General features: G+C 65.5%; 20 protein-coding genes. 10 read left to right on the top strand and 10 right to left on the bottom strand.

Going from position 1 to position 23,023, the window contains the following annotated elements; genetic code table 11:
• Positions 1–28 precede the first annotated feature (28 nt).
• From CZ674_RS05765 to dut, 3 genes are read right to left on the bottom strand one after another with little or no spacing between them, the layout of a single operon-like run.
• The gene (locus tag CZ674_RS05765) at positions 29–739 is read right to left on the bottom strand and encodes a DUF3159 domain-containing protein (protein ID WP_086991574.1); all 711 of its coding nucleotides are present in this window, start codon (positions 737–739) and stop codon (positions 29–31) included.
• Positions 740–745: 6 nt separating this feature from the next.
• Positions 746–1,339, bottom strand: coding sequence for a DUF3710 domain-containing protein (locus CZ674_RS05760; protein ID WP_086991573.1), 594 nt, complete (start codon positions 1,337–1,339; stop codon positions 746–748).
• Entirely contained in the window at positions 1,336–1,800 is a 465-nt protein-coding gene (gene dut, locus CZ674_RS05755) for a dUTP diphosphatase (RefSeq protein WP_086991572.1), read from the bottom strand. The genes CZ674_RS05760 and dut overlap by 4 nt, the downstream gene beginning before the upstream one ends.
• Positions 1,801–1,838: 38 nt before the next feature.
• On the opposite strand from dut, the gene CZ674_RS05750 reads away from it, so the two are divergent.
• Entirely contained in the window at positions 1,839–2,282 is a 444-nt protein-coding gene (locus CZ674_RS05750) for a DUF3093 domain-containing protein (RefSeq protein ID WP_086991571.1), read from the top strand.
• Between the two features lie 13 nt (positions 2,283–2,295).
• On the opposite strand, the gene CZ674_RS05745 is transcribed toward CZ674_RS05750, so the two are convergent.
• Positions 2,296–2,583, bottom strand: a complete 288-nt coding sequence (locus CZ674_RS05745) for a DUF4193 domain-containing protein (RefSeq protein WP_086991570.1) — start codon at positions 2,581–2,583, stop codon at positions 2,296–2,298.
• A gap of 213 nt (positions 2,584–2,796) precedes the next feature.
• Here CZ674_RS05745 and sepH point away from each other — a divergent pair, with 213 nt between their 5' ends.
• The gene (gene sepH, locus CZ674_RS05740) at positions 2,797–3,921 is read left to right on the top strand and encodes a septation protein SepH (protein WP_086991569.1); all 1,125 of its coding nucleotides are present in this window, start codon (positions 2,797–2,799) and stop codon (positions 3,919–3,921) included.
• Here sepH and CZ674_RS05735 read toward each other — a convergent pair.
• Positions 3,918–5,000, bottom strand: a complete 1,083-nt coding sequence (locus CZ674_RS05735; RefSeq protein WP_086991568.1) for an alkaline phosphatase family protein — start codon at positions 4,998–5,000, stop codon at positions 3,918–3,920. The two genes, sepH and CZ674_RS05735, sit on opposite strands and share 4 nt — an antisense overlap.
• An 11-nt stretch (positions 5,001–5,011) precedes the next feature.
• Here CZ674_RS05735 and CZ674_RS05730 point away from each other — a divergent pair, with 11 nt between their 5' ends.
• Positions 5,012–7,438, top strand: a complete 2,427-nt coding sequence (locus CZ674_RS05730; protein ID WP_234988453.1) for a DNA gyrase/topoisomerase IV subunit A — start codon at positions 5,012–5,014, stop codon at positions 7,436–7,438.
• The gene (locus CZ674_RS05725) at positions 7,431–8,051 is read left to right on the top strand and encodes a hypothetical protein (protein WP_086991567.1); all 621 of its coding nucleotides are present in this window, start codon (positions 7,431–7,433) and stop codon (positions 8,049–8,051) included. The genes CZ674_RS05730 and CZ674_RS05725 overlap by 8 nt, the downstream gene beginning before the upstream one ends.
• On the opposite strand, the gene CZ674_RS05720 is transcribed toward CZ674_RS05725, so the two are convergent.
• Positions 8,048–10,123, bottom strand: a complete 2,076-nt coding sequence (locus CZ674_RS05720; protein ID WP_086991566.1) for a DNA gyrase/topoisomerase IV subunit B — start codon at positions 10,121–10,123, stop codon at positions 8,048–8,050. The two genes, CZ674_RS05725 and CZ674_RS05720, sit on opposite strands and share 4 nt — an antisense overlap.
• A gap of 166 nt (positions 10,124–10,289) precedes the next feature.
• On the opposite strand from CZ674_RS05720, the gene CZ674_RS05715 reads away from it, so the two are divergent.
• The gene (locus CZ674_RS05715; RefSeq protein WP_086991565.1) at positions 10,290–10,508 is read left to right on the top strand and encodes a DUF7455 domain-containing protein; all 219 of its coding nucleotides are present in this window, start codon (positions 10,290–10,292) and stop codon (positions 10,506–10,508) included.
• Between the two features lie 67 nt (positions 10,509–10,575).
• Here CZ674_RS05715 and CZ674_RS05710 read toward each other — a convergent pair whose 3' ends face one another.
• From CZ674_RS05710 to CZ674_RS05700, 3 genes are all read right to left on the bottom strand, one after another.
• A complete protein-coding gene (locus CZ674_RS05710) occupies positions 10,576–12,201 on the bottom strand; it encodes an RNA polymerase sigma factor (protein WP_086991564.1) in 1,626 nt (541 codons plus the stop codon).
• Positions 12,202–12,348: 147 nt separating this feature from the next.
• Positions 12,349–13,668: an MFS transporter gene (locus CZ674_RS05705; protein WP_086991563.1), complete on the bottom strand. Its 1,320-nt coding sequence runs from the start codon at positions 13,666–13,668 to the stop codon at positions 12,349–12,351.
• Positions 13,665–14,588 carry a proteasome assembly chaperone family protein gene (locus CZ674_RS05700; RefSeq protein ID WP_086991562.1) on the bottom strand — a complete coding sequence of 308 codons (924 nt, stop codon included), beginning with the start codon at positions 14,586–14,588 and terminating at the stop codon, positions 13,665–13,667. Before CZ674_RS05700 ends, CZ674_RS05705 begins: the two co-directional genes overlap by 4 nt.
• 34 nt (positions 14,589–14,622) lie before the next feature.
• On the opposite strand from CZ674_RS05700, the gene CZ674_RS05695 reads away from it, so the two are divergent.
• The 3 genes from CZ674_RS05695 to sucB all read left to right on the top strand — a co-directional run bounded on the left by CZ674_RS05695 (position 14,623) and on the right by sucB (position 19,396).
• Entirely contained in the window at positions 14,623–16,068 is a 1,446-nt protein-coding gene (locus CZ674_RS05695; protein WP_086991561.1) for a leucyl aminopeptidase, read from the top strand.
• Positions 16,069–16,170: 102 nt separating this feature from the next.
• Positions 16,171–17,544, top strand: a complete 1,374-nt coding sequence (gene lpdA, locus CZ674_RS05690) for a dihydrolipoyl dehydrogenase (protein WP_086991560.1) — start codon at positions 16,171–16,173, stop codon at positions 17,542–17,544.
• A gap of 19 nt (positions 17,545–17,563) precedes the next feature.
• The gene (gene sucB, locus CZ674_RS05685) at positions 17,564–19,396 is read left to right on the top strand and encodes a 2-oxoglutarate dehydrogenase, E2 component, dihydrolipoamide succinyltransferase (protein ID WP_086991559.1); all 1,833 of its coding nucleotides are present in this window, start codon (positions 17,564–17,566) and stop codon (positions 19,394–19,396) included.
• Here the strand turns inward: sucB and CZ674_RS05680 are convergent.
• Complete coding sequence (locus CZ674_RS05680) at positions 19,393–20,724, bottom strand: serine/threonine-protein kinase (RefSeq protein WP_086991558.1); 1,332 nt, start codon at positions 20,722–20,724, stop codon at positions 19,393–19,395. The two genes, sucB and CZ674_RS05680, sit on opposite strands and share 4 nt — an antisense overlap.
• A 119-nt stretch (positions 20,725–20,843) precedes the next feature.
• Between CZ674_RS05680 and CZ674_RS05675 the strand changes: the two genes are divergently transcribed.
• Positions 20,844–21,536: a DUF4191 domain-containing protein gene (locus CZ674_RS05675; protein WP_086991557.1), complete on the top strand. Its 693-nt coding sequence runs from the start codon at positions 20,844–20,846 to the stop codon at positions 21,534–21,536.
• A gap of 21 nt (positions 21,537–21,557) precedes the next feature.
• On the top strand, positions 21,558–22,982 hold the full coding sequence (gene glnA, locus CZ674_RS05670) for a type I glutamate--ammonia ligase (RefSeq protein ID WP_086991556.1): 1,425 nt from the start codon (positions 21,558–21,560) through the stop codon (positions 22,980–22,982).
• Positions 22,983–23,023: the final 41 nt, after the last annotated feature.

Here is a 23,023-nt window from a genome sequence, read left to right as displayed (position 1 = left end):
CGATATCAATCGTTGAAGTATCTTGATATCAAGATACCTTACTCTTTGCGCCGGGGTCGACCGAAACGCTGCGGACCATCAGCCACACCACCCACAGCACTCCCGCGTAGAGCGGAGTGCCCATGAGCAGCTTGGTTGCGGCAAGCGCCTGCACGCCCGACTCCCCCATGAGGTAGAGCGGAACCTGCACGGCAAGCCTGGCTGCGAAGGTCGCGAGCAGCAGCACCGTGGCCCAGAATCCGACGCGCCTCTTGGCCGCTTCCGTGCGCCAGGCGTGCGGCTTCTCGGTGAGTGCGCCGGCGATGAGCGAGACGAGGGGCCTGCGAACCGCGAGCGTGATCAGGATGACCACGATCAGCACGCCGTTCACGATGAAGCCCCACAGGAAGTTGTTCTCGGCCCTGCCCGTCAGCAGCGCTGTCGCGGCCGAGAGCCCCACGCCGATGAGCCCGGCGAACGCCAGCATCGACTGGCCCTTCGTGATCACGCGGATGGCGACGAACAGCAGGGAGAGCCCGAGTGGCACAAGCACTGAGATCCACACATCGCGGGTGATCGTGTAGAGCAGGAGGAATAGGAAGCCGGGCGTCAGCGACTCGACGAGTCCGCGGACTCCGCCCATTGCGCTGAGCACCGCCTGGCCAGTCGGCTTCTGGTCGGGGCTCAGCTGCCCGAGCTTCGACTGCTGCAGCGCTTCTGCGAGGGGGCTGCGCTCCTGCTCCTCGGGTGTGTCTGTCACAGGTCGCTACTCGCGGCCCTTGGCCGCGGGAGCCTTGAGCGGAATCAGGTCGCGCGGAGGCATCGGCTGCTGGCCGCGGACCACGACTGTGGCGCGGAGCACGTCCACCATCGTCTCGTAGTCGGCTTCGCTGCTGGCAGCTTTGCCTGCGATCATCGCCTGCAGCATCCAGCGCGGTCCGTCGACGCCGACGATGCGCACCTGACGCTTACCGGCGTCTCCGACGGGGATGGATGCGCGGAGCTCGGGGCCGATCAGGCCGTCGACCTCTTCGACTGCCGCACCCTGCTTCTCGAGCTGCCCGAGCAGGACAGCACGCACCGAGTGCCAGATGCCCTCGCTTCGCGGAGCCGCGAATGGCTGCAGCTGCACTGTGGACTCGCCGAGAATCAGCGTCACGGCAACGACGCGCTTGGTGCGCTCTTCGACCTCGAGGCGCATCTGGAGGCCCTCGCGGGGAACGACCTTCAGGCCGCCGAGGTCGATGTAGGGGCGAACGGGCGCTTCTGCGTCGTCGAGGGGGCCGACTTCATCGCGGTCGTCGGGTGCCGACTTCTCGATGGGCTCGTACTCGACGTCAGTCTCTTCTGCTTCACTCATGCTGACTCCTGGTCTGTGGTGGTCTCGTCTGCTGCACGGTGGCCTGTCGAGCCGAAGCCACCTTCTCCGCGGTCGGATCCGGGCAGCTGCTCGACGCGGATGAACTCCGCTCGCTCCACACGCTGCACGACGAGCTGTGCGATGCGATCGCCGGGCTCGACGGAGAATGGCTCCCGCCCGAGGTTCGCGAGGATGACCTTCACTTCGCCGCGGTATCCGGCGTCGATCGTGCCCGGTGTGTTCAGCACCGTGACCCCGTGCTTCGCAGCCAGGCCGGATCGCGGATGCACGAGCCCGACGAATCCGTCGGGGAGTGCAATGCGGATGCCCGTGGCGACGAGTGCGCGATCGCCCGGTTCGAGGGTGATCGCCTCGGAGGCACGCAGGTCTGCACCCGCATCGCCCGGATGCGCGTATTCGGGAGTGTTTTCGCCTGTGACGAGTATCTGTGCGTCAGTCATCGGCACCCAGCGTAGTCGAGCTGGTGGAGAATGGAGACATGACCACGTACCGCGAACGCGTCACTCCCCCTCTGTGGGTGTTCCTTCTGACGCTCCTGCTTGTTCCCACTTCGCTCATCGTCTTCATGCCCATCGACCTGATTCTGGGATGGGTGTGCGCGATCGTCCTGGTGATCGGCGCCTGCGCGGCGCTGTGGCTCGCTTCCCCGACCATCCGAGTCGAAGGCGGGCACCTGCAGGCAGGCCGAGCGCGCATCCCGCTGACTGAGCTGGGTGCGGCAGAGGCATTCGACAAGGTCGGCGGCAGGCGGCTGCTGGGTGTCGAGTTCGACGCCGCCGCCTACCACTCGACTGCGCCTTGGGCGCTGCGCATGGTGCGAGTCGAAGTGACCGATGCGGAGGATCCGACGACGTCGTGGGTGCTGTCGAGCCGAAAGCCCGATCAGCTGGTCGCGGTGCTCAGAGAGACCGCGACCGTCTGAGATCAGCGGTGGATCAGGCGCACTCGGCACACACGGGGCCGAGCGCCGAATCGTGGTCGTACTGCAGGCGGTGCTTGACCAGGAAGCAGCTCACGCAGGTGAACTCGTCCTCCTGCGGCGGGAGGACTATCGTCTCGAGCTCGACGTCGGTGAGGTCTGCAGCGCTCAGGTCGAAGCTGCCGGGGTTGTCGGCGTCCTCGTCGGCTCCCGAGGCGGGGCGCGACGGAACGCGTTCCTTGAGCGCCTCGATCGAATCGGAGTCGTCTTCGGTCTTGCGCGGAGCGTCGTAGTCAGTTGCCATCCGTGGTCCTTCAGGTGGTGGTTAATGCGTGAACTCGGCGCACAGTATGCACGACTATCGACATGGATGCAAATGCCCTCACGGGAATCAGCGGATGTGCATGTCGAATGCCGGGCCACGCGTCTGTTCGCACCGACGCACGGCGCGCCTCCCCGAACAGAACGCACGTGTGGCCAGAATATTTCACGAACGCGCCCTTAAGGAGCAATACGCATGGAACGACTCACCGTAATCGGTGTCGAGGACGACACGCTGATCGTGGAATCCGCCGGCGGCAAGCGCTTCGGCATTGCGGTCACTGACGTGCCGAACCTGACACGACGCCCTTCGAGCGAGCATGTCAAGCGCAAAGCATCGCCGCGCGAGATCCAGACGCTCATCCGCCAGGGAATGACCGCAGCAGAGGTCGAGAAGACCACGGGCGAAGAGCTCGAGTACATCGAGCGGTTCGAAGCGCCTGTTCTCGCAGAGCGCGCGCACATCCTCGAGCGCGCTCGAGCCACGCCCGTCGCGAGCGGCGACCTCGACCCCCTGGCCGGCGAGCGCACGTTCGAGTCGGCCATGACCGAACGCCTGGACGAGCTCGGCGCGACCGGTGTCGAATGGCTCTCGTGGCGTGAGGTCGATCGCGGCTGGGTCATCAGGCTCACCTTCACGGCCGACGGCAACCAGACCGACGCCCAGTGGGCATTCGACCACCGCAAGCAGACGCTGCAGCCGCTCGGCAAGGAGTCCAAAGCGCTGAGCCAGAGCGCAGATCCGACGAGCGTCCTGGTGCCGCGGCTGCGACCGGTCGCCGCACAGGAGCCCCAGTCCCCCGCTCCGCAGGAGGCAAAGCCCGAGGCGGCAGCTGAGCCCGCGGCCAGCGCTGCCAAGACAGAGGCACCCGAGCAGCCGCAGCAGACGCGACAGCGACCGCAGCGATTCGACTCAGGAGCCTTCCGCGCCCTGCCCACCGAGCGCGACAGCCAGCCGTCGGCGCCTGAGCTCGCAGCAGAAGAGGCGCCGCGTCGCACCGCACGCGACGCTGCAGCGGCCCGCTCGAGCCGACCTGCAACCGAGCCCAGCCACACCGCTGACCTGCTCGACGCCCTTCGCCGTCGTCGCGCCGAACGCGACGCGGCGGCATCGTCGGCATCGGCTGCCAGTGCGCCGGCAGAAGAAGAGGACACACCCCTCTTCCAGGTCGAAGAGACCGAGCCCGCTGAGAAGCCAGCGGCTGATGACGACGGACGCCACCACACCTCGCCGCTGTCGCCCGGCAAGCGCAAGGGATCACGCGCGTCCATGCCGAGCTGGGACGAGATCGTCTTCGGGTCGCGCGGCGACGACGCCTAACGGCCGGTGCGCCAAGCCCCGAGGCGGATGAGCGGAACAAGCAGCTCGTCATCGGTCATGCTGCCGTGCTGCCCGATCATGCCCCGTGCTGCGTCCTGCTCGTCGAAGTAGTGCGCGTGCCTGCCTCGGCTGAGGATGAACACGTCACCCAGCCGCGGCAGCACTTCGGGGTCGACGCGGCCGAGGGCGCCGGAATCCACGAGCTCTTCGCGAGACGCCACCCAGGCGGTCTTGCCCAGCGCATCCGACAGCTCTTCTGCGACTGCCTCTGCGGCCGCTGGATCGCGCAGCCGCAGCTGGCGCCCCCTCGGCTCGCCGGCCAGGCCGTCCAGCTGCGGCACGTCATCCGCGTCGAGCAGCACATGCTTGTCTTCAGGAACATCGACCATCCCGTGGTCTGCCGTGACCGCGATTCCCGCATCGGGGTTCGCTGCGGCGAGATCAGCCAGCAGGCCGTCGATCTCCTCGAGCTTCGACACCCACGCATCGCTAGCGACGCCCCCCGAGTGGCCGAGGCGGTCCAGCTCGGGCAGATATAGGTAGGTCACGTCATGAGTCCGGGCCGCTTCGCTCGCCGCTTCGACGCGATTCGACAGCCGGTCATGACCGATGTACTCGGCTCCGCGCAGGATCGCCGCGGTGAACCCGCTGGAACGGTGCTTGGCCTCTGACACGACCGCGCATCCGTCTCTCCAGAGGGGCTGAGAGCGCTGATGCGCCACCGGATCCATGTCTGCGCCCCAGTCGCGCAGCTGGTTGCGCACCCCGACACCGGGCACGAACGCGTCGTAGCCCACGATGCCGTGCGTGCCGGCCGAGGCCCCTGTCGCCAGCGAGGCGAGGGCGGATGCGGTGGTCGTCGGGAATCCGGAGACCAGCGGTTTCGAGGCGGGCGCTAGGAATCGCGCGTGTCCGCTGTGGGCCTTCAGCTGCATGTGGCCGAGGCCGTCGATGACCACCACGATCGCTTTCTGCACAGCGGAGAAGCCGAGCGCATTGTCGCTTGCGGCGACCGCGCCGAGGCAACTGCGGAGAACGTCGGCAAGGCGCGGGGAATCGGGCTTCAGCGGGGGTAGCATCTCCTCAGCCTATGACTGAGAACACTGCAACGCACGAGCGTATCGATGAGATTGACGTAGCCGACGAGATGCGCGGCTCGTTCCTCGAGTACGCCTACTCCGTTATCTATGCACGCGCCCTGCCCGATGCCCGCGACGGGATGAAGCCCGTGCAGCGCCGCATCATCTTCCAGATGACGAAGATGGGCCTGACCCCCGACAAGTCGCACGTCAAGAGCGCAAGAGTCGTCGGTGACGTCATGGGCAAGCTGCACCCGCACGGCGACACCGCGATCTACGACGCGCTGGTCAGGCTCGCCCAGCCGTTCACGATGCGCCTGCCGCTGGTCGACGGGCACGGCAACTTCGGCTCGCTCGACGACGGTCCAGCCGCAGCCAGGTACACCGAGGCTCGGCTCGCACCGGCTGCTCTCGCCCTGACGGACGGACTCGACGAGGACGTCGTCGACTTCGTGCCCAACTACGACAACCAGTACCAGCAGCCCGACGTGCTGCCGGCGGCCTACCCGAACCTGCTCGTCAACGGAGCCAGCGGCATCGCGGTGGGCATGGCCACGAACATGGCACCGCACAACGTGGTCGAGGTCGTCAACGCCGCCAAGCACCTGCTGGCGAACCCCAAGGCGACCGTCGAAGAACTCATGGAGTACCTCCCCGGCCCCGACCTTCCCGGCGGCGGTGTCATCGTCGGACTCGACGGCATCAAGCAGGCATACGAGACCGGTCGCGGATCATTCAAGACTCGCGCCCGCACATCGATCGAGCGAACAGGCCGCCGATCGCAGATCGTCGTGACTGAGCTGCCGTACCTCATCGGTCCCGAGCGGATCATCGAGAAGATCAAAGACGGCGTCTCGAGCAAGAAGCTGCAGGGGCTCGCGTCGATCGACGACCTCACTGACCGCAAGAACGGCATGCGTCTCGTCATCGGCGTCAAGACCGGGTTCGACCCCGAGGCAGTGCTCGAGCAGCTGTTCAGACACACACCTCTTGAAGACGGCTTCTCCATCAACGCGGTCGCGCTCGTCAACGGCCGGCCTGCCACGATGTCGCTGACCGAGCTCCTCAAGGTCTACCTCGACCACCGCCTCGAAGTCGTCACGCGACGCAGCCAGTTCCGACTCGACCGCAAGCGCGAGCGACTGCACCTCGTCGAGGGCCTCCTGGTAGCCATCACAGACATCGACGAGGTCATCCAGGTCATCCGCTCGAGCGACGACAGCGCCCAGGCTCGCGAGCGGCTGATGAGCGTCTTCGACCTGACTGAGCTGCAGGCCGAGTACATCCTCGAGCTGCGCCTGCGCCGCCTCACGCGATTCTCGCGCATCGAGCTCGAGACCGAGAAGGACGAGCTGCTTGCGGCAATCGCAGAGCTCGAGTCGATCCTCGCCTCGCCGACTCGCCTGAAGAAGGTCGTCGCAGACGAGCTCGACGCATCCGCCGACTCCCTCGGCACCGAGCGACGCACGCTGCTCACGAACGGCAGCGCGACTCCGGCGAGGCCCGCGAAGGGCGCCGTCAGCCTCGAGCTCGCCGACGAGCCCGCCACAGTGCTGCTGAGTGCGACCGGCCGGCTGCTGCGGATCGACACTGCTGAGGCGCTGCCCGCACCGTCAAGGCGGTCGAGACACGATGCCATCCGTGCCGAAGTGCGCACGAGCACGCGCGGTGCATTCGGCATCGTCACGAATCGCGGACGAATCCTGCGAGCGACACCGACCGATCTTCCGTCGGTGCCGCCCTCGAGCATCGGCATGGCGGCCGGTGTGAAGCTGAAGGATCTCGCACCCGGCATGGAGCGAGGCGAGCGTCCACTGACGATCGTGTCGCTGGCAGAGGACTCGACGATGCTCGTGGCGACAGCGGCAGGCAGCGTGAAGCGGGTCAAAGCGACTGCCGTGTCAGACAAGCCAGAGAGCAGCATCATTGCTCTCAAGCCCGGTGACGAGGTCGTCGGTGCCACAGCAGCAGACGATGACGCATGGATCGTGCTCGTATCGAGCGACGGACAGCTGCTCAGATTCCAGGCGAGCCAGGTGAACCCGCAGGGTGCCGGTGCCGCAGGCATGAAGGGCATGTCACTGAAGGACGACGCCAAGGTAATCTTTGCGGCAGCCGTGACGGAAGACGCTCAGGTCGTGACCGTCACCGCTGGAGCCGAGACCCTGGCGGGACTCGACGAGTCACGTGTCAAGGTCACACCGCTCGAGGAGTTTCCGCGCAAGGGCCGAGCGACCGGAGGCGTTGCCAGCCACCGCATGCTGCGCGGCGAGCATTCGCTCTCACTGGCATGGGCCGGCATCCAGCCACTGGCGCAGGGCCGCGACGGCTCGCTCAGGCAGCTGCCTGCAGACGCAGCTCCTCGCACGGGCTCTGGCGTCTCGCTCGAGCAGTCGGTGGACATCGTCGGCTCCCGGATCGGAGCCGTGAGTGAGTGAGCCCGGTTTTCCGAGTGCACCTGTTCACGACCCACAGCTGATCATCCTCGGCGGTGCCTCGGGCTCAGGCAAGTCGTATCTGGCTCGCAAGTTTGGTCGCCCGCACGTGGAGCTCGACTCGTTCTACCGCGAGATCGACGACGACTCCCCCGAGCTTCCGCTTCCGCGCACCGAATACGACGAAGTCGACTGGGACGACGACGGCACCTACGACGCCGATCATGCCGCGGATGCCATTGAGCGCCTCATGCAGCACGGCAGCGTGTCGATGCCCGAGTACAGCATCCCCGTGTCGCGCAGAACGGGCACCCGGCAGGTGCGCGTGACACGCGGGCCGGTCGTCGCTGAAGGCATCTTCGCCGGCGTCGTCATGCAGCGGCTGCAGCAGCGCGACGTCGCACTGCACGCCTGGTACATCACCGAGCCCCGGGCCGTCACAGCATTGCGGCGCTTTGCCCGCGACGTTGCTGAGCGACGCAAGCCGATCCCCCACCTGGTCAGACGCGGTGCGAGCCTCTACCGAGCAGAATCGTCGCTGCGCCGCCAGGCGCAGGAAGACGGCTTCGAGCTGATCCGCAAGTCGCGAGCCAAGCGGCTGCTGCGCGCGATCTAGGCGTCGATCCGATCGCGGTCGATCTGGCTGCTCATGATGAGGTCGCGTCTGGGAGTGACGTCGTTGCCCATGAGCAGGTTGAAGATCTGCTCTGCCGCTTCGCCGTCCTGAATCGTCACGCGGCGCAGGGTGCGCTTCGTGCGATCCATCGTGGTCTCTGCGAGCTGGTCGACGTCCATCTCTCCGAGTCCCTTGTAGCGCTGCGGCGGCTCGACCCACTTCTTGCCTGACTTGCGCAGCCGCGTGAGCACCTGGTGCAGCTCTTCGTCGGAGTGCGTGTAGATGATCTCGTCGGGCTTGCGCGCATGCTTGACCTGAACTCGGTGCAGCGGCGGCACCGCGGCGTAGACGCGACCGGCTTCGATGAGCGGACGCATGTAGCGGTGCAGCAGCGTCAGGATCAGGGTGCGGATGTGCGCTCCGTCGACATCGGCGTCAGAGAGGATGATCAGCTTGCCGTAGCGGATCTGGCTGATGTCGAACGAACGGCCTGAGCCGGCGCCGATGCACTGCATGATCGCCGCGCACTCGGCATTCGCAAGCATGTCGGCGACAGAGGCCTTCTGCACGTTCAGGATCTTTCCGCGGATGGGCAGAATCGCCTGGTACTCGGAGTCTCGCGCTGGTTTGGCGGTTCCGAGGGCAGAGTCACCCTCGACGATGAACAGCTCGGTGTCTTCGACGCTCTTCGATCGGCAGTCTGCGAGCTTCGCCGGCAGCGATGACGATTCGAGTGCGGACTTGCGCCGTGCAGTCTCTTTCATGGCACGCGCTGAGATGCGCGCCTTCATCTCGGAGACGACCTTCTCGAGCAGCGTGCTCGTTGCGGTCTTGTCTTCGCGCTTGGAGGATTCGAATCGCTCAGCCAGCGACTGCGAGACGACCTGCGACACGATCTGTCTGACCGGTGGCGTGCCGAGCACCTCCTTGGTCTGCCCTTCGAACTGCGGCTCAGGCAGGCTCACAGTGACCACGGCTGTCAGGCCGGCGAGCACGTCGTCCTTGTCGAGCTTGTCGCTGCCAGCCTTGAGCTTTCGCGCATTCTGGGCGACACGATCTCGAAGCGTCTTCGTGAGCGACTGCTCGAAGCCGGCGAGGTGGGTTCCGCCCTTGGGCGTCGCGATGATGTTGACGAACGAATGCACCGTCGTCTCGTAGCCTGTGCCCCACCGCAGCGCGATGTCGACCGTGCACTCACGCTCGACCTCGGCCGAGACCATGTGGCCGGTCTTCTCATCGAGCACCGGCACGGTCTCGCTGAAGCTCTTGACTCCCTGGAAGCGCCATGCGGGCGTGAGCTCTTCATCGGGCGCGAGGTACTCGACGAACTCGCTGATGCCGCCCTCGTACTGGAACCGCTGCTCCTGCACTTCTTCGCCGCGCTCATCGGTGAGCGTGATGGCGAGACCGGGCACGAGAAATGCCGTCTGACGGGCCCTGCGGACGAGATCGTCGAACTGGAACTCAGCGCCCTTCGTGAAGATCTGCGGGTCTGCCCAGTACCGGACACGGGTTCCCGTCGTCTTCTTCGTGACCTTGCCGGTCTTGCGCAGCTCCTTGCCGTCGGGGCTGGGGGCCGAGGGGCTGTCGGGCGCGGGTTCGCCGCTGTCGTGGAACACGACGGGCTTGCCGCGCTCGAAGCTCATCGACCAGGTCGCCCCATCACGGTCGACCTCGACGTCGAGGCGCTGCGACAGCGCATTCACGACGGATGCGCCGACACCGTGGAGCCCGCCCGATGACGAGTAGGCGCCGCCGCCGAACTTTCCGCCGGCGTGCAGCTTCGTGAAGATGACCTCGACGCCGGTGAGTCCCGTGCGCGGCTCGATGTCGATGGGAAGGCCGCGGGCCTTGTCTCGGACCTCGACGCTGCCGTCGGGATGGAGCACGACCTCGATCTCGGTGCCGTGCCCTGCGAGAGCCTCGTCCACGGAGTTGTCGATGATCTCCCAGAGGCAGTGCATGAGGCCGCGAGAGTCGGTGGATCCGATGTACATGCCCGGACGCTTCCGGACAGCCTCGAGCCCCTCGAGCACCGAAAGATGTCGCGCAGTGTAGTCGGCAGCCGCCACGTGAAGTTCTCCTTGTCGTCAGCCTTAACACTCTACGGAATGCGGGACCGTCCGGGCGGTTGCCACGCTGTTCGCGCATCCGCTACGCCCCCGGCGAAACACACCGCAATTCGTCAGACTGAGGCCAATGCGTATGACACGATGGAAAGCCAAGAAGGAGGTCACTATGGAACAGACAGTTGCACTTGAGCACGATCACGAGGCGACGGCTCCGCTCAGCGCACTCGACCGGTGCGACAGCTGCGGCGCACAGGCATACGTGCGAGTCACGATGGCTTCCGGTCCGCTGCTCTTCTGTGCTCACCACGCATCGAAGCACAAGAGCAAGCTGCACCCCATGGCAGAGGTTTGGCACGACGAGAGCGACAAGCTCGTCGGCGCATGAGTCGCAGAAGCACAGAAGAGGAGGGCCCCGATCGGGCCCTCCTCTTCTTCGTGTGGTGCGGCGCTCGCTACTCGAGGTAGTCGCGCAGCGCCTGCGATCGCGACGGGTGGCGCAGCTTGGCCATCGTCTTCGACTCGATCTGGCGGATGCGCTCGCGTGTCACGCCGAAGGTGTCGCCGATCTGGTCGAGCGTCTTCGGCATGCCGTCGCCGAGGCCGAAGCGCATCTTGATGACGCCCGCTTCGCGCTCTGACAGCGAGTCGAGGAGTGATTCGAGCTGGCGCTGCAGCATCGTGAAGCCGACTGCATCGGCCGGAACGACTGCCTCGGTGTCTTCGATCAGGTCGCCGAACTCCGAGTCGCCGTCTTCACCGAGCGGCGTGTGCAGCGAGATCGGCTCGCGACCGTACTTCTGCACTTCGACGACCTTCTCGGGCGTCATGTCGAGCTCGTGGGCAAGCTCTTCAGGAGTCGGCTCGCGGCCGAGGTCCTGCAGCATCTGCCGCTGCACGCGTGCCAGCTTGTTGATGACCTCGACCATGTGCACCGGGATGCGAATGGTGCGGGCCTGGTCGGCCATGGCGCGGGTGATTGCCTGACGGATCCACCAGGTTGCATACGTCGAGAACTTGAAGCCCTTCGTGTAGTCGAACTTCTCGACTGCACGGATGAGGCCCAGGTTGCCCTCCTGGATGAGGTCGAGGAACTGCATTCCGCGGCCTGTGTAGCGCTTCGCGAGCGATACCACCAGGCGCAGGTTTGCGCCCAGGAGGTGGCTCTTCGCACGCTGGCCGTCACGAGCGATCGTCTTGAGCTCGCGCTTCAGCTTGGGCGTGATGCTGCCTTCTCCGCCGAGACGCTCCTCTGCGAAGAGGCCGGCCTCGATGCGCATCGCAAGGTCGACTTCCTCCGCCGCGTTCAGCAGCGCGACCTTGCCGATCTGCTTCAGGTAGTCCTTGACGGGGTCAACGGTCGCACCCGTGATCTGGGTCGACTGCACGCCCTCGTCATCTTTGGAGCTGATGACCATTGCGCCCTTGGGCAGCACCTTCGGCTCGACGGCCTCGTCTGGCTCATCCGACTCTTCGACAACGCCATTCGCCTCGATGACGACCGGCGCGACAACAGCCTTCTTCGTGGCGGCACGCTTTCGCGTGGCAGCCGGAGCGGCCTTGGCAGGCGTCTTCTTGGCAGCGGCAGGCTTCTTCGCTGCAGCGGTCTTTGCTGCGGTGGTCTTCGATGCGGTGGTCTTCGACGCTGCCGTCGTCTTCTTGGCAGGTGCGGCCTTGGCTGCCGTGGTCTTGGTGGCCGTCGTCTTTGCGGCGGCGGTTTTTGCAGCAGCTGTCTTGGCCGCCGTGGCCGGCTTCTTGGCAGCCGCAGTCTTGGTTGCAGGAGCCTTGGCAGCTGCAGTCTTGGTCGCTGCCGCGGGCTTCTTCGCAGCCGTCGTCTTGGCGGCAGCGGTCTTGGTCGCTGTGGCCGGCTTCTTCGCAGCAGGTGCCTTGGCGGCCGCAGTCTTCGTGGCTGCAGTCTTGGCAGCTGCAGTCTTCGTTGCTGTGGTTTTCGTCGCTGTGGTCTTGGCGGCCGTCGTCTTGGCAGCCGGCTTCTTCGCAGCGGCGGTCGTGGTCTTCGCTGGCGCCTTCTTGGCAGCCGTCGCCTTGGCTGTTGTGTCGTTCGCGTTGCTGGCGGGGGACATTAGACTCCGTCCGGTTGGATGCGCCACCACCCGTATTTGGGCAGTCGTTAGACCCAAGTCAAGTCTGCCTGCGGGCACGCTTGCTGGGTCTGTCACCATTATAACCGCACGTTTGCATATCCCATTCCCAGGGAGCTGCGCAAGACCCTACTTTCTGAGCCGGCGAGCCAGTGCAGTCCACAGCGGAGCGACGGTGACGCCCTCTTCTTCGCGCAGCGTGGCACGCGTCCTGCGTCTCGTGATGATGATCATGGTGATGCCGAGCAGGAGCGGCAGGAACTGGAACGAGAGGGCGATCCTGAAGGAGTCCCAGTCGTACAGGCCGACTTCGGGGCCGCGGATCCTGCTGGTGATGTCGAGCAGCAGCCCGATGGCGCCGACAGTCGTGAAGGAGGCGATGAAGCCGCCCATGTTCACGATGCCGTTGGCCGCACCGAGCGAGCGAACCGGGTTGAAGGTGCGCGCGAAGTCGAAGCTGATCATGCTGCCGGGCATGCCGATGGCCATGGCGACGAACAGCCACGCCAGCAGCCAGAATGGTGGTTCGGGAACCGCCAGCACCACTGCCCAGAGCACCACGATCTGCCATGCGATCGCCAGGATGACGGACGACCTTCGCATCGGGAAGCGTGATGCGAGCATGCCGAGCACAGGACCGCAGATGCCTCCCGCGATGATGATGCCGGTGAAGATGAGGCTTGTCTGCTCGAGGGTGAATCCGAGCCCCGCGGTCAGCACCGGCTGCCCCCACATGAGGAGGAAGACGGTGCCGGCGAACTGCGTGCTGAAGTGCGACCAGAATCCGAGCTGGGTTCCTGGGCGGAGCAGCGTGCGCTTGAAGCGCTTCCACGTCGCGCCAGTTCCGGGGAGCTCGATGGTGTTCGTCGGTGGCAGCGTGTGCCCGGCCGGAGCATCTGCGAGGAACAGCACGCAGAGCACGAACGCGACGACGCCGAGCATCGACACAGACCCGAATGCCCATTCCCACCCGTGCTGCGTGAGGATCCAGGCGAAGGGGATCGCTGAGAGCAGCTGGCCGATCAGTCCGACGATGCCCACCAGCTGCGAGAGCTGCGGCAGCAGGCGACCTCGGAACCAGTTCGGGAGCAGCCGCATGATGCAGATGAACGTGGCGGCGTCGCCGATTCCCACGAACATGCGGCCGATGACCGCAACCCACAGTTCGGGGGCAAACGTCACGAGCGCCTGACCGAGCGTCATCACGATGGCGCCGATCGCGATGAGCGCCCTCGGCCCGAACCGGTCTGCCAGCAGTCCGACCGGAATCTGCATGGCGGCGTAGACCGCCAGCTGCAGCATGCCGAGCGTGGAGAGGGCGGATGCGCCCGCATCGAACCGGTCAGCTGCGGTCGTCGCCGCGATTCCGAGTGTGGATCGATGCAGGGTTGCGGTGAGGTACGCGAAGGTGGCGATCCCGAAGATCAGCCAGGATCTCCTGCTGTTCACAGACGGCCCGAATCCTCGCCGCCGGAGTCCTTTCGCATCGCGAGGAACCTTTGGAGATCGGCCGCGATGTCGTCTGCTGACGGAACATCGCCATCCTCGTCGACGAGCGGAGATCGCACGTCAGCCTCGTTCATGAACGCGTCGTACCGGGCTTCGAGGCTCTTCACCAGTGTCGACAGCTCGTCGTGCTCGCCGATCTGCTGGGCCACTGCCTGATGGAACTCGCGGTCTGCCTTGCGCAGCGACTCGGTGCGGAACAGCAGGCCCGTGGCATTCGTGATGCTCTCGAGCGCGGTGAGCGCTGGCCCCGCATAGCCGGAGTCGCCGATGTAATGGGGCACGAGCACGCAGAACGTTGCATAGGGCCAATGCTCGCTCAGGCGGTATTCGAGCAGCAGCACGACCGAGCCGGGGATGCGCGACGACGGGCGCCAGGCTGAGTAGCGCTCGATGAGCTCGGGCTGGTTGCCGGAGACCGTCGTGGCAAGGGGTCGCGTGTGCGGAACCGGCATCGCCGCGGAGATGACCGATGTGACGCTCGCGACTTCGAGCCGCTTCGCATACTCCATCACCTCGGCTGTGAAGCGATCCCACATCCAGTCGGGCTCAGGGCCGCTGAGCAGGATGAAGCTTCTCCCTGCGTCGTCCTGGGCGAGGCTGAGGGCAAGCGTGTGCGGCGTGTAGGAGGCGACGCGATCCTCTTCGAAGTCCATCGGCGGGCGCCTGGACCTGTGGTCGATCAGCACGTCGGTGTCGAAATCGACGAGAAGACGGTGATCGAGGGTCTCGATTATCGTCGCCGCAGCGAGTTCGCCGACGCCCGCGGCATCGGCGTAGCCGTGCATGGCTATCACAAGGTGCAGGCCCCGAGGGATCCGATCGAGGTCTTCGACTTCGATGCTGAGTCGGTTGCTGCGCATGCCTCCACCCTATCGCCGCGGCTATGCTCGAAGCATGTCTATTCCCTCTCTGTCCATCATCGCCAGCCCCGACGATGCAACCGCCGACATCGTCGTCCACGGAGTGCAGAAGACCTCCGACGGACCGGTCGCCCCCGGCATGTCGCCTGAACAGCTCAAGCAGCTGGGTGCGACCGGTGCACGCGGCCAGTTCGTGCGATCCGTTGTCGACGGCACTGTCACAGGCTTCGTGGGTCTCGGCGCCGACACCTCGAGCTCTTCGCTCCGTGCCGCGGCCGCAAGCGCCGTTCGCGCACTCGGCGATGTCCCCCAGGTCGCACTCGCCCTTCCCGTGGCGTCCGACAGCGACGCATCCGCAGTGCTCGAAGGCGCAGCACTCGGCGCGTACTCGTTCCAGGGCAGCAAGAGCCGCGACCCCGAGCTGTTCGCACGCGAAGTCCAGGTCGCAGTCGGCGAGGCCCACTGCACCGACTCCGTCGTGCGCTCTGCGCGTCTGATCTCCGAGGCCGTCCACATCGCCCGTGACCTCGTGAACACTCCCCCGAACCACCTGACCCCTGAGATCTTCGCCGACCGCGTGGCTGAAGAGGCCGCAGGAGACTCCGTCAGCGTCACGGTGCTCGACGACCAGCAGCTGCGCGACGAGGGCTTCGGTGGAATCTCTGGAGTCGGCCAAGGATCCTCGAACCCGCCGCGTCTCGTCGTCGTCGACTACAACCCCGGCCCCGATGCACCGAAGTTGGCGCTCGTCGGCAAGGGAATCACGTTCGACACCGGCGGCATCTCGCTCAAGCCCTCGAAGTCGATGATCGGCATGAAGACCGACATGGCCGGTGCCGCAACCGTCTACGCGGCCGTGCTCGCGATCGCTCGCCTCGGCCTGCCCATCCGCGTGTCGGCGTACCTCTGCCTCGCAGAGAACGTGCCGTCGCACACGTCGATCAAGCCTGAAGACGTGCTCGTCATGCGCGGCGGCAAGACCGTCGAGGTGACCAACACCGACGCTGAGGGCCGCCTGGTCCTCGCCGACGGCATCCGCTACGCCATCGAGCAGGGCGCCGATGCAGTCATCGACGTGGCCACCCTCACAGGCGCTCAGGTCGTCGCACTCGGCAACCGCTACACCGGTGTCATGGGCAACAACGACCAGGTGCTCGAGCAGTTCCTCAAGGCCGCAGACGCAGCCGACGAGCCTGCATGGCCCATGCCGATCCCCGACGACTACGCAGAGAAGCTCGAGTCGCCGGTCGCCGACCTGCAGAACGCCCGCGTAGGCCACCCCGACGGCGGCATGCTGCTGGCAGGCGCGTTCCTTCGCGAGTTCGTCGAGGACGAGGGCCGCGAGACGCCTTGGGTGCACGTCGACTTCGCTGGTCCTGCATCGAACGGCGGCAAGGCGTACGACTGGAACCCTTCAGGCGCCACAGGAGTCATGGTGCGCACCCTCGTCGAGTTCGCTGCCGGCTATCGCGCCAAGTGAACCGAATCATCAACTCTCATCCCAATACCTACTAGGCTTGATGCAAAGTGCCAGTCACTGCATCAGGCGTCATAACAGCACCGAAAGTTAAGGAGCACGCGCGTGTCAGACCAGAACTTTGACATCGTCGTTCTGGGTGGTGGAAGCGCAGGCTACGCAGTCGCGCTTCGCGCCGTTCAGCTCGGCAAGACCGCAGCAATCGTCGAGAAGGACAAACTGGGCGGAACATGCCTGCACCGAGGGTGCGTCCCGACCAAGGCGACGCTGCACTCGGCAGAGCTCGCCGACGAGGCCCGCAGCGCCGGAAACTACGGCATCGACGTAGAGTTCAAGGGCGTTGACGCAGCCAAGGTCAAGAGCTTCCGCGACGGCATCGTGTCGTCGAAGTTCAAGGGCCTCCAGGGGCTGCTCTCCTCGAAGGGCATCACCGTCTTCGAGGGTGAAGGCAAGCTCACTGGCGACAAGACCGTCGAGGTCGGCGGCACAACGCTGACTGCAGGCAACATCGTGCTGGCTACGGGCTCGTACTCCAAGACGATCCCCGGACTCGACATCACCGGTCGCGTCATCGCCAGCGAGCAGGCTCTGCAGATGGACTGGACCCCGAAGCGCGCAGTCGTGCTCGGCGGCGGTGTCATCGGCGTGGAGTTCGCTTCGCTGTGGCGCTCGTTCGGAGCAGAGGTCACGATCATCGAGGGCCTGCCCCACCTCGTCCCCAACGAGGAGGAGTCGATCTCGAAGACCCTCGAGCGCTCGTTCAAGAAGCGCGGCATCGCCTTCAAGCTGGGCGCTCGCTTCTCGGGTATCGAGCAGACCGACCAGGGTGTCGTCGTCTCGACCGAGGCTGGCGACAAGTTCGAGGCGGATGTGCTGCTCGTTGCAGTCGGACGCGGTCCGGTCACGCAGAACATGGGCTTCGAAGAGGCCGGCATCGAGCTCGACCGCGGCTTCGTCACGGTCAACGACCGTCTCGAGACGAGCGTCAAGGGCATCTACGCAGTCGGCGACATCGTTCCCGGCCTGCAGCTGGCGCACCGCGGCTACCAGCAGGGCATCTTTGTCGCTGAGGAGATCGGCGGCCTGAACCCGCGGATGGTCGAAGACGTCAACATCCCCAAGATCACGTACTGCGACCCGCAGGTCGCATCGGTCGGCTACTCCGAGGCGAAGGCCAAGGAGATCCATGGCGACGATGCAATCGAGTCGTACGACTACAACCTCGCGGGCAACGCAAAGAGCTCGATTCTGGGCACCGCGGGCTTCGCGAAGATGGTGCGCGTCAAGGACGGCCCCATCGTCGGAGTCCACATGATCGGTGCCCGTGTCGGAGAGCTCATCGGAGAGGCCCAGCTGATGGTCAACTGGGACGCCTACCCCGAAGACGTCGCCGCACTCGTGCACGCCCACCCCTCGCAGAACGAGGTGCTCGGCGAGGCTGCCATGAAGCTTGCCGGACAACCCCTGCACGCGGTCTGAATCAGGAGAGAAGTTCACCATGACTGACATCAAGCTGCCGGAGCTCGGCGAGAGCGTCACCGAAGGCACCATCACACGCTGGCTCAAGCAGGTCGGCGACACCATCGAGGTCGACGAGCCCATCGTCGAGATCTCGACCGACAAGGTCGACACCGAGGTGCCCTCCCCCATTGCCGGCACGATCACCGAGCTGCTCGCAGAAGAAGACGACGAGGTCGAGGTCGGTGCTGTCATCGCCCGCGTCGGCGAGCCGTCTGAGGCTGCATCCGGCTCGGCTGACGGAGGCGATGCCGAGGCAGAGGCTCCTGCAGCTGAGTCGGCTCCGGCTGAAGAGCCGGCTGCTGAGGCAGAAGCCGCGCCCGCAGAGGCTGAGGCTGCTCCTGCCGAAGAGCCCAAGAGCGACGCGCCTGCTGACGCAGGTTCGGGTGCCACGCAGGACATCAAGCTGCCGGAGCTCGGCGAGAGCGTCACCGAAGGTACGATCACACGCTGGCTGAAGCAGGTCGGCGACACGGTCGAGGTCGACGAGCCCATCGTCGAGATCTCGACCGACAAGGTCGACACCGAGGTGCCGTCGCCCGTTGCGGGCACGATCACCGAGCTGCTCGCAGGCGAGGATGACGAGGTCGAAGTCGGCGCTGTCATCGCTCGACTCGGCGACGGTTCGGCATCTGCTGGCGGCTCTGCCGAGCCAGAGCCCGCAGCCGAAGCTCCTTCGACGGAGCAGGAGGCTCCTGCCGAAGAAGCACCGGCCGAGGAAGCACCTGCTGCAGAAGCACCGGCACAGGAGGCTCCCGCTGCAGAGGCGCCTGCCAAAGAGACCGCAGCACCCCCTGCGCCCGCCGCTCCGACGCCTGCTGCGCCAGCTCCGGCTGCCGAAGAGGCAGCACCGAAGGCAGAGGCTGCAAAGCCCGAGACTGCCACCGGCGGTGCCGTGTACGTCACGCCTATCGTCCGCAAGCTCGCGGTCGAGAAGGGTGTCGCACTCGACTCGCTGAAGGGCACCGGTGTCGGAGGACGCATCCGCAAGGAAGACGTGCTCGAGGCTGCGAAGCAGGCTCCTGCCGCCTCTGAGACGGCATCTGCTCCCACTGGCGCTTCGTCGAAGCCGGGCGCTCGCATCACCGAGGCGTCGCCGCTGCGCGGCACCGACGAGAAGATGAGCCGCCTGCGCAAGATCGTCGCGACTCGCGCTGTCGAGTCGATGACGACGATGGCACAGCTGACCACGGTTGTAGAGGTCGATGTGACTCGCGTCGCTCAGCTTCGCGACCGGGTCAAGGCAGAGTTCCTCGAGACGACCGGCACCAAGCTGTCGTTCCTGCCGTTCTTCTCGCTGGCTGCTGTCGAAGCGCTCAAGGCGCACCCGAAGATCAATGCAACCGATGACGGCGAGAAGATCTCCTACCCGGCTGCTGAGAACCTGTCGATGGCTGTCGACACCGAGCGCGGACTGCTGACTCCGGTCATCAAGAACGCCGGTGACCTCAACCTGCGCGACTTCGCTGAGCAGATCGCCGACCTCGCTGCGCGCACGCGCGACAACAAGGTCACGCCTGACGAGCTCTCGGGCGGCACCTTCACCCTCACCAACACCGGCTCGCGCGGAGCCCTGTTCGACACGCCAGTCGTGTTCCAGCCGCAGCGCGCGATTCTGGGTGTCGGCACGGTCGTGAAGCGTGCTGTCGTCACTTCAGGTGCTGAGGGCGACGCCATCGGAGTCCGTTCGATGGTCTACCTGGCGCTCTCTTACGACCACCGCATCATCGACGGAGCCGACGCTGCGCGCTACCTGAGCGCAGTCAAGGCCCGTCTCGAAGAGGGCGACTTCGAGCCTGACCTCGGTCTCTAGTCGACCCACACCTCTCTGAGAAGCCAGCCGGCCTCGGTGTTCACTGCGAGCACCGAGGCCGGCTGCTCTTCGTGTGCAACCGACACGATGACGGCATCGCCGAGCTCCTGCTGCAGCTCGAGGGCTGACCCAGGGGCATATCGCCACTGAGGCTCGCCTGCGAGATCATCGGCGTAGAGCAGGGAGCCCTGCATGAGGATCGCCCGCAGGCACTCATCTGCTTGCTCATCGAGGCATCGCTCGCGCTCCTCGAGCAGCACAGCGACCGCTTCGAGAGGCTCATCAGCGTCCGCAGGCGCGAGCGACGGCGCCGACGGCGACTGGGTGGGCGCGGTCGTCGGCTGGGCAGACGACATCGTCGGCGCAGTCGTGGCGGAGACAGTCGGCTCGACGGCATCCTGTGCAGTCGAATCCGGAATCTGCACGACCGCAACAGCAGCCGCGAGCACAGCCGCCACACCCGCCCCTCCCACAATCCAGAACTTCGGTCGAATCGCACGAACGCCGTTCAGGAAGGAGGCAGTCGACTGGGTGAGCACGCCGGACACTCGAGACAGCATGCCGCGGCGCTCCTCCCGACGCAGCATCCGTCTGGTCATCGTCTGACGGATGCCTCGCTGCTGCTTCTGGTCGGCGGCCGCGTCTTGGGCATTCGACACATCACGCAGCGAGCCGACCGGCGCTGGCGGAGCCATGGTCATCAGCTCAGAAGAGACTTGACGCCAGTCGCCGCGAGCGACGGCTTCGACCACCGCGGTGCTCGGCGCCTCGAACAGCACCTCGACCAACGCCGAGAACTCCGCGCGATCTGCCTGCACAGCGGCGGATGCAGCGGCCCAGTGCGGGGTCACGCTCTCGGTCTCCGCTGCGACCGCGTGGCCGCGCAGCATGGGGGTTCCGTTGTCGGTGATGGCGATGTCAGTAGGACGCAGCGCAATCCCGGCGACACCGTTCTCGTGACAGGCGCCGATGGCGGCTGCGATCGGTGCCAGCACCGTCACCGCAACGCCAGGGGGCATGCGCGGATGTGTGCGAAGGATGTCGTCGAGGGTCTGTCTGCAGCTCGGGCGGAGCACGACCAGCGTCTCGCCCTCGCTCCAGCAGTCGACAATCCGCGTCATGTGCGGGTGGCGCGATCGTTCCGTCGCGACGACCTCTGCTGCGAGCAGCTCACGGGCTGCACCCTGTGCACAGTGCGCTTCGTACAGGTCAGCTCCGACTCTCACGAGCATGGTCGAGACGCCGTCGGATCGGAGTCTGAGGTCTCGAACGCACTCGGCCGACTCGAGATCGAGCATCGCAGCAGTTGCGGTTGGCTTCACAGTCATGCGCTGATCCTCGCGGAATCAGCGCCGAAAGGCCTGTTTCTGCGAGAACCTGTGGAGATTATCGGGTGTGGAGAGTGGTGTGTGCACAACCTGCGCGCAGGTTCAGTAAACTAGGGGGCATGGCAAAGAACGACAAAGCGAAAGAGCCCGGTCGCCTCAAGACCATGTGGCAGGTCTTCCAGATGACTCGGAAGCTCGATTCGCTGGCTCTGCCGCTCATGATCCTGGCGTTCATCGTTCCGGTTGCGCTGACGACGGTGCTCTCGTTGCTCTTCACAGAGAGCCTGCTCCTCAAGATCCTCTGGATCGTCACGGGAGTCGTCACCGGCGTTCTGCTCGCGCTGATCGTCATGGGCCGCCGCGCCGAGAGCTCTGCGATGAAGCAGATGGAAGGCCGGCCCGGCGCTGTCGGCTCCGTGCTCAAGAACGGCCTTCGCGGTGCATGGCAGTCGAGCGAGATGCCTGTTGCCGTCAACCCGAAGTCCCAGGAGGCCGTCTACCGCGCTGTGGGCAAGCCCGGCATCGTGCTGATCGCAGAGGGCACAGAGAGCCGCACGCAGAAGATGATCGTCGACGAGAAGCGCAAGATCAGCCGCATCGTGCCCAACGTCACGGTGCACGTGCTGCGCGTCGGCGAAGAGTCTGAGGTCAAGCTGGCAAAGCTGACCAAGACCATGCGCAGGCTGCCGCGCACGATCTCGAAGCCCGAAGTCATCCAGGTGACCAACCGCCTCGCAAGCATGGGCAACCTCAACTTGCCCATCCCCAAGGGTGTCGACCCGCGCAAGGTTCGCGCCGGTCGTCCCCGCTGATCCATTAACGACAGGAGCCCCATGTTCAAGGATCCCCAGGCAGTACAAGAGTTCATCCGAGAGGAGGGGATCCAGTTCGTCGACGTTCGTTTCACGGACCTCCCAGGTGTGCAGCAGCACTTCACCATCCCTGCGTCAGCCGCAGACGATGACCTCTTCACTGAGGGGCAGCTGTTCGACGGCTCTTCGATCCGCGGATTCGCAGACATCCACGAGTCTGACCTGCAGCTCATCCCCGACGTGACCACGGCGTACGTCGACCCCTTCCGCGTGGCGAAGACGCTTGTCATCATCTTCGACATCTACAACCCCCGCACCGGCGAGATCTACGATCGCGACCCGCGTCAGGTCGCGCACAAGGCCGAGCGATACCTCGAGTCCACGGGTATCGCCGACACTGCGTTCTTCGCACCTGAGGCCGAGTTCTACATCTTCGACGACGTGCGGCACGAGTCGAAGCCCAGCGGATCGTTCTACGAGGTCGACTCCATCGAAGGCGCCTGGAACAGCGGACGCCGCGAAGAAGGCGGCAACCTCGGCAACAAGACGCCGTACAAGGCCGGCTACTTCCCGGTGGCCCCTGTCGACAAGCACGCCGATCTGCGTGACGAGATCTGCATCCAGTCCGAGAAGGTCGGGCTCGAGATCGAGCGCGCGCACCACGAGGTCGGAACCGGCGGACAGGCCGAGATCAACTACCGCTTCAACACCATGGTGAAGTCGGCCGACGATGTGCTGAAGTTCAAGTACATCGTCAAGAACACCGCTGAGGAGTTCGGATGCACGGCCACGTTCATGCCGAAGCCCCTGTTCGGTGACAACGGCTCGGGCATGCACGTGCACCAGTCGCTCTGGAACGGCGGCGAACCCCTGTTCTACGACGAGTCGGGCTATGCCGGTCTTTCAGACACCGCCCGCTGGTACATCGGCGGTCTGCTGAAGCACGCCAGCGCCGTTCTCGCCTTCACGAACCCGTCGACGAACTCGTACCGTCGACTCGTCAAGGGCTTCGAAGCGCCGATCAACCTCGTGTACTCGGCAGGCAACCGCTCGGCTGCCATCCGCATCCCGATCACCGGCACGAACCCGAAGGCGAAGCGCATCGAATTCCGTGCGCCCGACTCCGCCGGCAACCCGTACCTCGGCTTCGCAGCGATGCTCATGGCTGGTCTCGACGGCATCAAGAACCGCATCGAGCCCCTCGAGCCGATCGACAAAGACCTGTACGAGCTTCCTCCCGAAGAGGCCGCGGGCATTCCGCAGCTGCCGAGCACGCTCGAAGAGGCTCTGCAGGCCCTCGAAGCCGATCAGCAGTTCCTCCTCGAAGGCGGAGTGTTCACAGAAGACCTGATCCGCACCTGGATCGACTACAAGCGCGAGCACGAGATCACACAGCTTGCGCTGCGTCCTCACCCGCACGAGTTCGAGCTCTACTACGGCGTCTAGCGAGACAAGAAGAGGCGGCGGCACCTGCACAGGGTGCCGCC

This window comes from Agrococcus casei LMG 22410 (genome assembly GCF_900163565.1).
Taxonomy (GTDB): domain Bacteria; phylum Actinomycetota; class Actinomycetes; order Actinomycetales; family Microbacteriaceae; genus Agrococcus; species Agrococcus casei.
This window is presented reverse-complemented; position numbering and strand designations above follow the sequence as displayed.